Here is a 14,502-nt window from a genome sequence, read left to right on the forward strand (position 1 = left end):
AAGGTTGTCCGAAAAAAATTTCCGCAAGGTTTTATCTTTGACGGAGAAAATTTTACTATCCGGCGGAGTTCTGATTGGTCCGACTGATACGGTCTATGGAATTTTTGGTGATGCAACCAAATCCGAGGTTATAAAAAAAATGTTTGCGATGAAAAAGCGGCCGGAGGAAAAGGCATTTCCGATTTTTGTAAAAGATGTTGCTGCCGCCCGCAAATATGTTTATATTTCGGACGCCAAAACAAAATTTTTAGAAAAAGTATGGCCGGGACCCGTAACAGCTGTGTTTCATCATAAAGAAAAATTACCCAAGATTCTCACGAAAGAGTTTGATACCTTGGGTATTCGTATACCCAGCCACCCCTTTTTACTTGAGCTTCTTTCGCGGCTTGATTTTCCTTTGGCCCAGACCTCGGCGAACATTTCGGGAAAGCCGCCTGCAAAAAATACCAGCACGATAAAGAGATATTTTGAGAAGGAAAAAGTAAAACCCGACTTGGTAGTTGATGGCGGTGAACTTTCGGGTCGCCCCTCCGCCGTAGTTGATTTTAGCGGCACGGGCCCCATTTTGTTACGAAGCGGTCTTGTAGACAAACGGGAGCTTGACCGGATTCTTGGTATCATGAAATAATGGCAACAGTTCCAGTGGGGGCTACAAAAAACATGAACGGATTTCGCAACCTCAAAAAACATGACCCGCAACTTGCTAAGTTTCTTGCGGCAGAAGTTAAGCGCCAGCGTAAGACGCTTAATTTAATTCCTTCTGAAAATATTATTTCTCCTGCGGTACTTGAGGCGTTGGGGTCACGGCTGACGGATAAATACTCCGAAGGATACCCCGGGAAAAGATATTACGCGGGGAATAAAATTATTGATGAGATTGAGTTATTGGCTCAGCGTCGGGCAAGAAAGGTTTTTAGACTTGGGGAACATTGGCACGTTAATGTCCAGCCCTATTCGGGCTCACCGGCCAATTTAGCAATTTATCAAGCTCTGGTTCCGGTTGGCGAGAAATTAATGGGCATGGCTCTTCCTTTTGGCGGGCATTTAACTCACGGATGGAAAGTAAGCATAACCGGTAAACTCTGGACGCCGGTTCAATACGGCGTGGGCCGTGATGGCTACATTAATTATGAGGAAATCAGACAACTTGCCGAGCGCGAGAGGCCCAAAATTATTGTTGCCGGCGCCACCGCTTACCCGCGGGTTATAGATTTTGAGAAATTTGGCAGAATAGCGCATGAGGTGGGGGCGTATTTTCTGGCCGATATCTCGCATATTGCAGGACTTATTGCCGGAGGTGTGCATCCCTCGCCGTTTCCGCACGCTGATGTGGTTATGACCACTACCCATAAAACCCTACGCGGCCCCAGAGGCGCAATAATCTTTGTGAATCGCGAATCCGAAGTTGCTAGAAAGCAAGGGATGGACATTGCTGCTGCTGTTGATAAGGCCGTATTTCCCGGACTGCAGGGCGGACCGCACGATCATCAGACCGCAGCTATTGCCGCGGCCCTTGGGGAGGCGGCAAAACCGGCCTTTAAAAAATACGCTCACCAGATTGTAAAAAATGCCAAAGCCCTTGCGGCTGAATTGCAAAAACTTGGATTTCGTCTGGTTTCGGGCGGAACCGACAATCACCTTATGCTTATTGACCTTACGGTCCTTGGTATTTCCGGTCGGGAAGCGCAGGATCGGCTGGAAAAGGCGGGGATTATTGTAAATCGCAACACCATTCCGTATGATACCCGTTCTCCGTTTGATCCCTCAGGGATCAGAATTGGCACTCCGGCGTTAACGACAAGAGGCATGAAAGAGGGAGAAATGCAGGAGGTGGCGCAGCTAATTTATCAAGTATTGACCACCACCGTCCCGTATGGTACACTAAGGGCAGTGCATCGCCTTTGCAAGCGGTTCCCGACATAGGAGGGAATATGGGTTTAGATACGAAATGTCCTGTGCACGGCAATATGCATTCTGGTTTTGCATGTGATCAGGCTTCCTCCACCGAAGAATTAAAGCTTTTCTACGTCTGCGCAGATTTTCCGAGCCCCTTTCGTGTTTATGATACAATTTCTGTGGGGTGCAAAGTATTGGCAAAAGATCAAGCAGAGGCACGGGAGTTGGTGACAGGAAGCCGACAATATCAAATTCTTATGGAGCGTTATGGGATCGTTGGACTTAAGACAAAGGAAATGCCAAAGTTTAACCGTCCTCATATTGTAGAGTGGGATAGTACCCTTGATCTTTTACTGGGCCACTAAGCGATTTTAAGCCCGTCACTAAGTAGTTGGAAGCCCGCGCGCTTCCATTTTTTTATTTTTAGGGCATAATTAGTTCATGATTTTACTTGACGGGAAAAAGCTTTCGCAAAAAATACTAGACGAAGTCAAACAAGAAACAACGGCCACAAAAAAGAAACTACGGTTGGCCATCGTTGTTGTGGGCGAAAATCCCGTTGTCAAAAAATTCATTGAGCAAAAAAAGAAAGCCGCCGATCAAATAGGCGCCGGTGTTAGAATTTATCCTTTTGATGAAAAAATAACCACCAACGAGCTTCGTAAGCGTTTATTTGAAATTGTGCACGAGAAGAAAAATACGGGAGTGATAATTCAACTTCCGCTGCCGACGCATATTAATACCCCTTATATTTTAAACTCCGTAACACCCGAGAAAGATATTGATATGCTCTCGGCGCGCGCAATTGGTAATTTTGCGGTCGGCCAAAGTCCTATTATTCCGCCCGTGGTGGGCGCCCTAAAATTTCTTTTGGAGGAATACCAAATTGACTACCAGCAAAAATCTGTCGTTATAGTAGGGGCAGGAAATTTAGTGGGGAAGCCAACGGCACTTTGGCTTTTGGGCAAGAAAGCAACTTTTACTGTTGTGGAAGAAAGAACCCCGCACCCCGAAGAATTAATCTCTAAGGCTGGAATCTTGATTACCGGCGTTGGCAAACCCGGGTTTATACGAGGTGATATGGTAAAAAACGGTGTTATAGTTATTGATGCCGGTACCTCTGAATCTGCGGGGCGGCTGGTGGGGGATGTTGACTTTAAGTCTGTGTCAAAAAAAGCTTCATATATTACGCCGGTTCCGGGAGGCATCGGGCCGCTCACTGTAGCCATGCTTTTTAAAAACCTTGTAACCCTCGCGAAAATCCAAAAATCATGATACAGCAACTTGATATTGTAGTCTTTCGTTGGTTAAATTCGTGGGTTGGCACTTCTACTTTTTTTGACTGGGCGATAAGATTTCGCGCCGTTTGGTTTCTTTATATTGTAATAGCGGCCCTGCTTCTTTTTTTTATTTTTACTCTTTGGATACGATTTCGCGACAAGAGAAGACGTAATTTAGGGTTGGTAGTTTTTGCTATTTTTTCTGCCCTGCTCGCGCGGTTTGCGGTTACCGAACTGGTCCGGTTTATTTATAATCGCCCCCGACCCTTTGAGGTTTTGGAAGAGGTGCGGCAGATTGTAGAACATACGGGTGGGGGTTCTTTTCCTTCGGGACACGCTACTTTTGCTTTTGCTATTGCAGCCGCAGTTTCATTTTATTACCCTAAAACAAGTATTTTATTTTTCCTCGCGGCATTTTCTGTTGGTTTGGGGCGCGTGGCGGCCGGAGTTCACTGGCCAAGCGATATTTTGGGCGCTGCGGCGGTGGGCATATTAACAGCGTGGTTGCTTGGTAAAATTTTAAAGATAAAAAGCGCGACTCTCTAAGAGTCGCTTTTTTTGCTCTACGCTTCGAAGGAGTGGCCACAGCCGCAGGTGGATTTGGCGTTGGGGTTGCGGAAGAAAAAGGCCTCTCCGCCTTCGGATATCAGATAGTCAATCTCCGAACCCCTTAAGTGTTCAGAGTGGGCAGTGGGTATTACTACTTTAAGCGGGGGATCTTCCGGCGAGGCGTCAGGTAATTTAAATTCATAAACTTGGTCCCTTTCAGTTTGTGTGTCCGTCAGATCCATTTCGTAGGAAAAACCGCTGCAGCCGCCGCTTATTACTGTTATAAAAAGAAAGGTGGTACGGAAGTCCTTATTTTGCAGAGCGAAGATCTCTTTTATTTTCCGCAGCGCCAGTTCCGTTATGGTGATCATCCTACCCTCCTTATACGGTGAAAGACTCCCCGCAACCGCAGGTTTTTTTGACGTTGGGGTTGCGGAACCTAAAGCCACTATACATCAGGGTCTGCTCAAAATCAAGCTCCGTTCCATTCAGGTAAATAAAACTTTTAAGGTCCACATATACCCTCACGCCCTTGTCCTCTCCGAAGATTTTATCACCGGCACGTTTCTGGGTCTCCACCCTTATGGTGTAAGTAAGACCCGAACAGCCGCCGCCCCTGACTCCAATACGCAGTCCCGCTTCGGGATTTTCTCCCAGACCTTGCGTCTCAATCAATTTTTTAATTTGTGCTGCGGCTAGTTCCGAAACAGTGATGGCCACTCCTAACTCTCCTCGGGCGGCTCGGGGACGGGAGTTGTGACTTTTTGCTTTTTCTTCCAGTCCTCTATAGCGGCTTTGATGGCGCCTTCAGCCAGAACCGAGCAGTGAATTTTTACCGGAGGCAGACTAAGATAAGAAGCCACCTCGGCATTTTTGATTTGAGAAGCTTCCTTAAGCGTCTTACCTTTTACCCACTCGGTAACTAGACTGGAAGAAGCAATGGCCGATCCACAGCCGAAAGTTTTAAATTTAGCATCTATAATCAGCTGTTCAGTATTTAGTGCCGTGCCCGAACAGTTGGGGCAGGCGCTTTCCTGACTTGACGCTGCCCAAGTATGCTGGCATTCCGTACATTGATGGGCAAAGATAACCTTAATTTGCAATTTCATTACGTCCCCGCATTCCGGTGCCCCTACAATGCCGGTTCCTATGTTCTCTTCGGTCTTGGCAAAACTTCCTACGTTACGAGGGTTATTGTAGTGCTCAATCACCTTGTCGCTGTATGCCATGTTAACCTTCCTTAGTCAGAGGACTACCTACTAAAATATCATAAAACAACAAAAAAGCCAGAACGTGTCTGGCCCCATTTAATATTTAAAGTGTCGGCGATAATACGGCAATAGCTATTTCTACTGCTTCGTCGAGCGTCTCAACAATGAATCCGGCAGCTTCGCGAAGTATGGCATGACTATGAATGTTTTCTTTTTCCATGACAATAACTATCGGTTTCCTCAACATATCTGCCCAAGCGATTTCCATCACTGTTCCGATGGAAACCTTGGCGGCGCCAAGTAGGTTTACCAGCAGCAGGTCACAGCGCATGACATCCATCCGATCCCGGCAGGTGATGCCTTTTGGGGAGCCTAAGGGGTGTTGGGCATAAGAGTCTTTAACTAATTTTTCTTTGGCAAGATAATTTTTGCCCCGCATGGGTGAGACCGCTTTTATGTGGGCAGGAAGTTTTTTGGCTACATATTCACGCCATTCTGTACATCCCTCGAAAGAGACACCGGTAATAGGTCCTGCGCAGTAGAGAAGAAATTCCCTCATGGGTTTTCCCAAGAACAAAAGATCTATAAGTAAACTACAAGACGGAACCTCGGGGATCAACCACAGGATATCCACAGCTGGTATTATCCCCCCCCGAACCCTTGCAAAATTAAACACCCCGTGGTATTATATTTTAGAACCCGAAAAATTAACGGAGGAGGATTGTGAGCGATCCGAACAGAAAAGAGTGGCGTGCGCTTTGGTGGCGCATAAAAGCGCAAGGTGATCCGGAACCGCCGTATGAGCAGCTTGTCGGGCTGTATTCTCAACCCCACCGTTGTTATCACACGTTAGCCCACATTGAACATTGCCTAAAGGAGTTTGATGCAGTCTGGCACTTTGCCAGAAGTCCGAATGCGGTAGAGATGGCACTTTGGTACCACGACGCAATTTATGTTGCTAAGGCTAAAGACAACGAAGAGAAAAGCGCCGAGCTGGCGGCCCGGGTATTAAGAAGTGCGTTGGTTCCAGATACTTTTGTGCAGGAAGTTGTCCGCCTGATACTTAAAACTAAACACGATGCTCCTCCCGCAGATTTCGATGCGCAGCTTGTTGTTGATATTGATCTATCCAGTCTTGGTCTGCCGGAAGATGTATTTGAGAAGCATGGCGAGGAGATACGCAGAGAATACTGGTGGGTTCCAGATGCTCTTTTTGCTGAAGTCCGGTCACAGATTTTTAAATCATTTTTCTCCCGACCCACGATTTATTTAACCAATTTTTTCCAAGAAAAATACGAGAAACAGGCCCGCAGGAATTTAATACGCGTGCTCACAAAACCTCGGGAACAGTAATAGCCGCAGCACTAACGTGCTGCGGTGTTTTTTTATATCAAATTTAACAGATCTGCCGGTTGGCGTAGATGGCGGCCTCCTCCGGACTGCAAATTCCTTACTGGTGCCCGGGGAGAGACTTGAACTCTCAAGGTCTTGCGACCAGTGGATTTTGAGTCCACCGCGTATGCCATTCCGCCACCCGGGCACCGCCACCTATTATTATAAACCAGAACCATAAAAATCGCAACATTTGTGTGTTGAAATAAAATTATTCTTTGAGTATTGTAGAGATGATGGCTCGTATTATTTCTCTCTGTAACCAAAAGGGCGGTGTGGGAAAAAGTACCACGGTGCAGAATCTGGCTGTTTTTCTGGCGGCACTCGGAAAAAGAGTGCTGGTGGTTGATATTGATCCGCAGGCCAATACGACCTCGGGTTTTGGCATAAACCCGCGAAAGTTAGATAAGAATATTTACCATGTTCTTATAGGAAAGAACCCCATTGATACCGTTATAAAGAAAACGGGTGTACTGTCGGTGGACATTATTCCTTCGGCATCGGCACTCGCCGGAGCAGCCATTGAACTTATTGACATGAGGCATCGGGAGTATAGACTAAAGGAAGTCCTTGAGCCACTACGCAGAAAATATGATTTTATTGTGATTGATTCGCCGCCCAGTCTCGGCCTCCTCACTATTAACGCCCTAACCGCCGCGCAAAAAACTATTATCCCGGTACAGTGCGAGTATTACGCCCTGGAGGGTTTGGCCGATCTTTTGCATACCATACAGCTTGTTAACACCAATCTGAAAACAAAAATTGCGATTATGGGTGCGTTACTTACCATGTATGACAGAAAATCACGCTTGCATCGGGCAGTGGCCAAAGAAATTCGCCGCAAATTTCCCGGATACGTATTTGAGGCTGTAATTCCAAGAAATGTCAGCTTGGCCGAGGCGCCTTCTTTTGGGAAAACAATTTTGCATTATGAGCCTTATTCACATGGCGCCAAGGCGTATCGGCAGCTTGCCGAAGAAGTGTTGAGACTAGAAGGAGTTAGAAATATATAAGCGACAAGAGATACGCGACAAGCTACATGTAGATTTCTTTTTGCATGTTTTTTGTCTTATGTCTCGTGTACCGCGCTGTTTAATGCCAGAGTCTTTAGGAAGGGGTCTTGAGTCTTTAATACCAGATAAGCCACCGGAAGAAATGCCGGAAAATTTTGATACATCGGAAGCAGTTCTGCCTTCGGCGGAGAAGCAAAAACCAAAATTATCTAGCCTTGGAGAGGGATCACGATTAAGTTACGAAGACCATTTTACACCGCGGCGGAGCGATTCTGTTTTCTGGATTGAGGTCGAAAAAATAGAACCCAATCCGTTTCAGCCGCGACGCGAATTTGAAGAGTCCACCCTTAAAGATCTGGCCGGTTCTATTCGGGAGCACGGCGTGCTACAGCCAATTTTAGTAACCAAAAGAGAAATAGAAACCCCAGGCGGTATTGACGTCCGTTATCAGTTGATTGCGGGAGAAAGGCGTTGGCGTGCGGCACGCTTGGCAGGACTGACCCAGATCCCCGCAGTGATTCGTCGGGGGATGCCGGACGATCGTCTCAAGCTGGAATTGGCTTTGATTGAAAACGTACAACGTGAGGACTTAAATCCCCTGGAGCGCGCGAGGGCTTTTAAACAGCTTATTGATGAGTTTCATCTGGTACAGAGAGAAATTGGAGAAAGGGTTGGTAAGTCCCGGGAGTTTGTAGCTAACACCATACGTCTTCTTGCTCTTCCCAACGAAATTCAGGAAGCATTGCACGCAGGCAAAATTACCGAAGGGCACGCTCGGGCCGTTTTAATTGTCGGTGACGACCCGACTAAACAATCTGAAGTTTATAACGCCGTGGTTATGGATCGCCTCACAGTTCGCGAGGCGGAAAACAAAGCGCGCCAAGTAAGCGGAAAAGTTTTTGTTCCGCGCAGACGTCCTGCTGCGGTTCAAGATCCGGAGATGCGCGAGTGGAAAAATAGACTTGAGGAAAAACTAGGCACCAAAGTCCAGCTTCAAAAAATCGGCGAGCGCGGAAAAATCGTGGTGGAGTTTTATTCCGAAGAAGAACTTAGGGGAATACTTGGCAAACTGATTAGAGAAGCATAATCTGGTCATCCAGACACCGATCGGACGTTGATTATTAAAATAAGTTTTTTAGGAAGTCAGCCTGTACCCCACCTCCTCCACCCCTTTCACCTCCTTCAGCCTCACCATTACGCGTTCAATTTGGATGCGGTTTTTAAACGGGGCCTGAATAGTTATCTTGGCCCAAGTTTGGTTTTTGGTGTCGGTGTCTACTCTTTTGATATTGATTTTTTGTTTGGCCAAAACGTTGGTGACGTCACGCAAAAGCCCCACCCGGTCTTTTATCGTAAGACTTAGTTCCACAATTTCGCTGGTCCGTTTCCCAAAAACTTCGTCCTGACGTTTCTTTTTTAAAAAAGAAGCAATGCGTTTTCGGGCCTGCGGACTTTTTATAAAACCAAGCCAGTCCGAGCTTGGTCTTTTGTTTTTTTGGGTTAAAATTTCCACCACGTCCCTATTTTTTAAAACATAATCAAGAGCAACCATTTTTCCGTTTACTTTGGCGCCGGCAGCAGTGTTCCCTACGTCAGTATGGACGTGGTAGGCAAAGTCAATGGGCGTTGATCCCTCGGGAAGATCCAGCACGTCACCCTTCGGTGTCAGGACAAAAATTCTGTTTTTGAAAAAATCAATTTTTAGTGACTCCAAAAATTCGTCCGGCTTCTCAAATTCTTTCTGCCATTCTTTGAGCTGTCTGATCCAAGAAAATTGACGTTGGTTCATAAAAGACGCCTGCTCCTTTGCGTAGGCCGCCGGATTTTTGCGTTTAAACTCTGAATAAGCCCAGTGGGCGGCAATACCGTGTTCTGCTTCCTCGTGCATCTCCGGCGTTCGCATCTGGATTTCTATTGGCCGTTCCTCCGGCCCAAAAACAGTGGTATGGAGAGAACGATAACCATTGGGTTTGGGCATAGCAATATAGTCTTTAATTTTTCCGGGCACGGGCCTCCATGTTTTGTGCACTACTCCGAGAGTGGAATAACAATCCTCAACGGTAGGAACAATAACGCGTAGCGCCACAATGTCGGTGATTTTATTGATGTCCATGTCATTTTTCAGAAGCTTTTTATACAGACTATAGTAGTGTTTTGCCCGCGCATGTATGTCAAGAAAGGATATGTGCTCTTCAATGAGGACACCAGCTAGTTTTGGTTTGACCCCTCTTACGTAATTGTCCCAGTCCTCGTATTTTTCTTTGGTGGCTTTCATTAGCCATTCGTATTCTTTAGGGTAAACGTAAGGAAAAGCCAAGTCTTCTAGTTTTCCTGAAAGTTCTTTGATACCTAGCCTATAGGCAAGCGGCGCATAGATCTCCATGGTTTCTAAAGCAATACGTCGTTGTTTTTCCGGCGCCATAGAATTTAAGGTTTCCACGTTGTGGAGGCGGTCAAGTAATTTGATTAGTACAACGCGTATATCTTCAGCCACCGCAAGAAACATTTTTCTTAAAGACTCGGCCGATCTTTCTGTGCCTTTATAGCGTATTTTGTCAAGTTTGGTGACGCCCTCCACTAAAAACGCAACATCTTCACCAAAACTTTTCCGGATGACTTCTTTGCTGCAGGTGGTATCTTCACAAACATCATGCAGTAGTGCTGCAACAATAGTGGTTGTGTCAAGTTTCAACTCCGCAAGATACAAAGCCACGACCAAGGGATGAGTAATATAAGGCTCACCAGATTTCCGGGTTTGTCCTTGGTGGGCTTGGTAGGCTAACTCATAAGCCTTTTTGACGGTTTCCAAACTTTCGTCCGACTGCGCCTGAATCTTTATTTTTTCCAGGAGATTATTGATCGTCATCTTGCGCATATTTTAGCCCAAAAACTTAATTTTTTCAAGTTTCGTTACGAAGGCGTATTTCGCAACAAGCCCTTAGTTATAAAAAACCGGTTCTGCTGAAGGACCAGTCAATCGCTCTTGGCTTATTGCTCTTTGTCCGGGACTGCCCGATGAATTGTGATATATTCGTCAGGTTCCAAAAGACGGCCCCCGATGACCTCCTTCAAAAAAGCGCATTTTCCAAGACGTTCGGGCGTATACTTTCCGCCGACCTCTGGGCCGCGCGCCTTTTCAATGGCCTGCTGGATAAAAGTAATCATAGCCTCTACAGACTCCACAAACCAAGGGCATGTTATTTCTACCTGCACGTATTTCCCCCTTTTTACTTATTACAACATTTATATCGATCGTTTTAGATGTTGTAATAAACTTTTTCTCTCTAAATTGTGCCAGTCGCACTGAGCGATACGATATGGATATATTTGCTCATACGGCGGGCGTCAATACTTTTAATAAGCGTTTCGGGCAGGGGGCGTTTCCCAATGTAAACGCTTTTTTGAAGCGGCTCGAATCCGCAGGCTAGAAGTTCCTTACGCAGCCACGAGCGTTTTTCTTTCTCGTCCTCGGGGATATCAAAGGTAACAAGACGCGTCAGGCCGTCAGCGGGTGGGAGTATATGCGTCATCCTTGGTTCTGCCGGTTTTGTATCTTTTAACTTGTGCAGCCCTTTCTTGGTGATGCGCCACCTTGCTTTTTTCTTAGGACCCGCACATACCACCAAACCTTCTCTTTTGAGGCGATTTAGAATACTTGAAAGCGAGTGTTTGGCTTCGGGGACGGAGGAGTATCGTACGTGGTCGAGTCCGAACAAACCGCGGATTAATCCCGTACCCGGGTAGTATTTAGGGAAGAAGGCGTCGATCATAAGCGGTCCAGCTTCTGCCAGCTGATCAAGAAGAGCGCGTGTTATGGATTTTAACACCTTTTTCATGATATTTCCCCAGCATATTTTATTACAACATTATAAACGATCGCTAGGAATGTTGTAATAAAATTATAATGGGCGTGGCACGGAATGTAAATAGCAAGGAAGGCAAGTTTGGATTTTTTATCCAGACGCGGGTCTACCCAGGAGGCATGATCATACTCGGGCGAGCCTCGCTGCCCCCTTGTATATATTAAGAAGTTTTCTCCTCGTTACTTTTTCTAGGGTCTTTCCAAGATGCGTACTCACAGGCGGGATACCGCGAACAGCCGTAAAAAACTTTTCCACGTTTTGTCCGTCGTATAACCATGTCGCCAACGCTGCACTTGGGGCACTTCAGGTCAAGTTTTTCCGGCTCCGCATTGGTTTTTAGCGATTTTGTATTTTTGCATTCCGGAAAACCGGAACAGGCCAAAAATTTTCCAAAGCGCGAGAGTTTTACCACCATGGCTTTTCCACAGCGTTCGCAAACCTCATCAGTGGTTTCCTGCACCTCGTGTTTTTTAACTGTTTTGTATTTTTCTTCCAAGTGTTTAGCAAATGGATCATAAAACTCTTGCACCACCGGTCGCCATTCTTTTTCACCAGTAGCAACTTCGTCCAGTTCTTCTTCCATTTTGGCCGTAAATTGCACATCAACAATTTCGGGAAAGTGCTCGACCAGGAGATCGTTTACCAAAAAGCCGGTGTCAGTCGGTCTAAGATATCTTTTTTCATGGCGCTCCACATATCCGCGTTCCTGTATGGTAGAGATAATGGGCGCATAAGTTGAAGGACGGCCAATGCCGTATTTTTCCAGAGTTTTGACGAGTGAAGCTTCAGTAAAACGAGCAGGCGGCTGGGTGAAATGCTGTAGTGGCTTTAGTTCCACCAAGCCAAGTCTCTCTTCCGGTTTTAGTTCGGGCAGTGTTACCTCGGCGAATTTTATCGGATATATTTTAAGAAATCCGTCAAACCTCATTACTTGACCAGTCGTGCGGAAAAAATGTTCCAGTGCGGCCTCTACATCTATAGTCGTGCTGTCAAAAACCGCGGGAGGCATCTGGCTGGCCACAAATCTTCTCCAGATAAGGCCGTAAAGTTTATACTGCCGTACGTCCAGAAAATTATTTACTGACTCGGGTGTCCGCCAAGGGTCTGTGGGGCGTATGGCTTCATGCGCCTCCTGCGCCCCCTTGGTTTTGGTTAGAAAGCGCCGCGGAGAGGGCGTGGTGTAGCTTTCCCCGACTTCTTTTTTAAGAAAATCGTGGGCCGCGTTAAGAGATTCTTCAGAAAGATTTACAGAGTCAGTTCTCATGTAGGTTATCAGACCAACCGCTCCTTCTCCCAGCTCTACTCCTTCGTAAAGCTGTTGGGCAACACGCATGGTTTGTTTAGCGGAAAATCCAAGCCTTCGGAAAGCATCTTGCTGTAGGGTAGAAGTGGTGAAGGGCGGCATGGGGTTTCTGGAGACAGCGCGTTTCTCCACATTTTTTACTACCCATTCTCCATTCTCCAGACTTTTAACAATTTTTTCTGCCGCCTCCTTATTTTTTACGGCAAATTTTTGCAGAGTTTCATCTTTGATTTTAAAAAGTGCGGCACTGAAGCGTTCTTTATTTCCGGTTTCAAGCAGTGCTTCAACCGACCAGTACTCGTCCGGCTTAAAGTTATGGATCTCCCGCTCTCGTTCAGCAATGAAGCGTACCGCCACCGACTGCACCCTGCCGGCTGAAAGTCCCCGGTATACCTTTTTCCACAAAAAAGGAGAAAGTTTATAACCCACCAGCCGGTCAAGAACCCTGCGTGCCTGTTGTGCATCAACCAACTTCATATTAATATTTCCCGGTTTTTTTAATGCGTCTTCAATGGCTCGCTTGGTAATTTCATGGAACACTATACGTTCAGTTTTTAGGTTTTTATTTTTTATTTTTAATTTAGCAAGTTCAAGCGCTTGTGTAAGGTGCCAGGCAATGGCTTCTCCTTCGCGGTCTTCGTCGGTTGCCAAGATAATTTTTTCTGCTTCAGCGGCCTCTGTTTTTAATTTTTTCACGTTGGGGGCCGCTTTTCTCGGAATCACATACTGCGGTTCAAAGTTGTGGTCTACGTCTACGCCAAGTTTTGAAACTGGCAGGTCGCGGACATGACCAAAACTTGATTCAACTACAAAATCGCTCCCGAGAAAGCGGGAGATGGTATGAGCCTTGGTGGGGGACTCTACTATGACAAGCTTATTGGCCATCAAACCATTTTTTGGTAAGTGTCGCCGCCGAGATTTTTTATAAACCCTTTAAGTTCCAGTAGAGAAAGCGAGGCCACAATGGCGGCGGTATCTAAACCGATTTTTTCTTTTATAAAATCTACGCTCTGCGGCTCTTCCAAAAGTTCAAGAATAATACTTTCGCGTTCTTCCAGCAAACCCCGCGGTTTGCCTTCTTTATTATCATTATACCCCATTCCGTACTCTTCCAAAATATCTTGGGCCGAGGCGACAATTTTGGCCCCCTCTTTAATAAGCGCATGCGGACCCGCAGAGGTTAAAGAAAAAACAGATCCGGGTACAGCAAAGACGTCACGGTTTTGCTCAAGCGCGAGTCTGGCCGTGATCAGTGCCCCCGATTTTTCACGCGCTTCCACCACCACTACCCCCCGGGAAAGGCCGGAGATTATGCGGTTGCGCATAGGGAAATGTTCTTTTACAGCAGGCGTGCCGGGAGAGTACTCGCTAATAACCGCTCCTCCGGCCTCTGCTATTCTTCGTGCCAGCCCAATGTTTTCCGGAGGGAATATGGAGTTGGGGTCAAGACCAGAGCCAAGCACCGCAATAGTAACGCCTCTGGCATCTAAGGTTGCCTCGTGGGCCCTGGAGTCAATTCCCGTAGCAAGTCCGCTGACAGTCACAACACCCGAAACCGCAAGTTCATGCACGATTTTTTCTGTCGCTTCTAATCCGTAGGTAGTGGGACGCCTGGTGCCGACCACCGCCAAATAAAGACTTTCTTTTTTAAGGATGTTTGGTACGCCGCGTCCGTAAAGCATTACTGGAGGATTTGGTATCTCTTTTAATATTGAGGGGTACTCTGGCTGGTCATCGGTAAAAACCCAGATTTCTTCCTTGACCAATCGCTCCATTTCTTTATCCGGGTTTATAGAGGGACGCTTCCAGGGAATAGAGCGTAAAGCCAACGTCGGCAGACCTGCGGATTCTAGGTCCTTTCCCTCCGCCCGCCAAGCCGCTTCGTAAGAGCCGAACTTATTTTTTAGCATACGTAAAGTTGCCGCCCCAATGTTGGGTATGGAATTTAGGGCATTCAAAAACTTTAAGTCGCGGCTGTTGGGCATAATATTTTTC

15 protein-coding genes, 1 tRNA gene and 2 pseudogenes are annotated in these 14,502 nt (G+C 46.5%); 8 read left to right on the forward strand and 10 right to left on the reverse strand.

What is annotated here, in order from left to right; genetic code table 11:
* Positions 1-4: 4 nt before the first annotated feature.
* From HYW89_03055 to HYW89_03075, 5 genes are all read left to right on the forward strand, one after another.
* Entirely contained in the window at positions 5-628 is a 624-nt protein-coding gene (locus HYW89_03055; protein ID QQG44962.1) for a threonylcarbamoyl-AMP synthase, read from the forward strand.
* Positions 629-660: 32 nt separating this feature from the next.
* Complete coding sequence (locus tag HYW89_03060; GenBank protein ID QQG45763.1) at positions 661-1,923, forward strand: serine hydroxymethyltransferase; 1,263 nt, start codon at positions 661-663, stop codon at positions 1,921-1,923.
* An 8-nt stretch (positions 1,924-1,931) separates the two neighbouring features.
* Positions 1,932-2,261 (forward strand): hypothetical protein, encoded by a 330-nt coding sequence (locus HYW89_03065; protein QQG44963.1) that lies wholly within the window; start codon positions 1,932-1,934, stop codon positions 2,259-2,261.
* A 76-nt stretch (positions 2,262-2,337) separates the two neighbouring features.
* Complete coding sequence (locus tag HYW89_03070; protein QQG44964.1) at positions 2,338-3,171, forward strand: bifunctional 5,10-methylenetetrahydrofolate dehydrogenase/5,10-methenyltetrahydrofolate cyclohydrolase; 834 nt, start codon at positions 2,338-2,340, stop codon at positions 3,169-3,171.
* Entirely contained in the window at positions 3,168-3,722 is a 555-nt protein-coding gene (locus HYW89_03075) for a phosphatase PAP2 family protein (GenBank protein ID QQG44965.1), read from the forward strand. Before HYW89_03070 ends, HYW89_03075 begins: the two co-directional genes overlap by 4 nt.
* 17 nt (positions 3,723-3,739) lie before the next feature.
* Here the strand turns inward: HYW89_03075 and HYW89_03080 are convergent, their stop codons facing one another.
* The 4 genes and pseudogenes from HYW89_03080 to HYW89_03095 all read right to left on the reverse strand — a co-directional run bounded on the left by HYW89_03080 (position 3,740) and on the right by HYW89_03095 (position 5,495).
* Complete coding sequence (locus tag HYW89_03080) at positions 3,740-4,096, reverse strand: iron-sulfur cluster assembly accessory protein (protein ID QQG44966.1); 357 nt, start codon at positions 4,094-4,096, stop codon at positions 3,740-3,742.
* A gap of 10 nt (positions 4,097-4,106) precedes the next feature.
* Positions 4,107-4,834: pseudogene (locus HYW89_03085) on the reverse strand (iron-sulfur cluster assembly accessory protein).
* A pseudogene (locus tag HYW89_03090) lies at positions 4,811-4,954 on the reverse strand (iron-sulfur cluster assembly scaffold protein). Before HYW89_03090 ends, HYW89_03085 begins: the two co-directional pseudogenes overlap by 24 nt.
* An 85-nt stretch (positions 4,955-5,039) precedes the next feature.
* Positions 5,040-5,495: a hypothetical protein gene (locus HYW89_03095; GenBank protein ID QQG44967.1), complete on the reverse strand. Its 456-nt coding sequence runs from the start codon at positions 5,493-5,495 to the stop codon at positions 5,040-5,042.
* Between the two features lie 164 nt (positions 5,496-5,659).
* Here HYW89_03095 and HYW89_03100 point away from each other — a divergent pair, with 164 nt between their 5' ends.
* Complete coding sequence (locus HYW89_03100; protein ID QQG44968.1) at positions 5,660-6,289, forward strand: N-methyl-D-aspartate receptor NMDAR2C subunit; 630 nt, start codon at positions 5,660-5,662, stop codon at positions 6,287-6,289.
* A gap of 101 nt (positions 6,290-6,390) precedes the next feature.
* On the opposite strand, the gene HYW89_03105 is transcribed toward HYW89_03100, so the two are convergent.
* A tRNA-Leu gene (locus tag HYW89_03105) sits at positions 6,391-6,476 on the reverse strand.
* Positions 6,477-6,564: 88 nt separating this feature from the next.
* On the opposite strand from HYW89_03105, the gene HYW89_03110 reads away from it, so the two are divergent.
* The gene (locus HYW89_03110; GenBank protein ID QQG45764.1) at positions 6,565-7,341 is read left to right on the forward strand and encodes a ParA family protein; all 777 of its coding nucleotides are present in this window, start codon (positions 6,565-6,567) and stop codon (positions 7,339-7,341) included.
* Positions 7,342-7,423: 82 nt separating this feature from the next.
* Positions 7,424-8,428: a ParB/RepB/Spo0J family partition protein gene (locus tag HYW89_03115; protein ID QQG44969.1), complete on the forward strand. Its 1,005-nt coding sequence runs from the start codon at positions 7,424-7,426 to the stop codon at positions 8,426-8,428.
* Between the two features lie 48 nt (positions 8,429-8,476).
* Here HYW89_03115 and HYW89_03120 read toward each other — a convergent pair whose 3' ends face one another.
* The 5 genes from HYW89_03120 to dprA all read right to left on the reverse strand — a co-directional run bounded on the left by HYW89_03120 (position 8,477) and on the right by dprA (position 14,492).
* The gene (locus HYW89_03120; GenBank protein QQG44970.1) at positions 8,477-10,216 is read right to left on the reverse strand and encodes a bifunctional (p)ppGpp synthetase/guanosine-3',5'-bis(diphosphate) 3'-pyrophosphohydrolase; all 1,740 of its coding nucleotides are present in this window, start codon (positions 10,214-10,216) and stop codon (positions 8,477-8,479) included.
* A gap of 113 nt (positions 10,217-10,329) precedes the next feature.
* Positions 10,330-10,554: a hypothetical protein gene (locus HYW89_03125; GenBank protein ID QQG44971.1), complete on the reverse strand. Its 225-nt coding sequence runs from the start codon at positions 10,552-10,554 to the stop codon at positions 10,330-10,332.
* A gap of 71 nt (positions 10,555-10,625) precedes the next feature.
* A complete protein-coding gene (gene cas2 / locus HYW89_03130) occupies positions 10,626-11,177 on the reverse strand; it encodes a CRISPR-associated endonuclease Cas2 (GenBank protein QQG44972.1) in 552 nt (183 codons plus the stop codon).
* Between the two features lie 187 nt (positions 11,178-11,364).
* Positions 11,365-13,392: a type I DNA topoisomerase gene (gene topA / locus HYW89_03135; GenBank protein ID QQG44973.1), complete on the reverse strand. Its 2,028-nt coding sequence runs from the start codon at positions 13,390-13,392 to the stop codon at positions 11,365-11,367.
* The gene (gene dprA / locus HYW89_03140; protein ID QQG44974.1) at positions 13,392-14,492 is read right to left on the reverse strand and encodes a DNA-protecting protein DprA; all 1,101 of its coding nucleotides are present in this window, start codon (positions 14,490-14,492) and stop codon (positions 13,392-13,394) included. The genes topA and dprA overlap by 1 nt, the downstream gene beginning before the upstream one ends.
* Positions 14,493-14,502: the final 10 nt, after the last annotated feature.

Source organism: Candidatus Sungiibacteriota bacterium, assembly GCA_016432465.1.
Taxonomy (GTDB): domain Bacteria; phylum Patescibacteriota; class Minisyncoccia; order Sungbacterales; family HO2-52-23.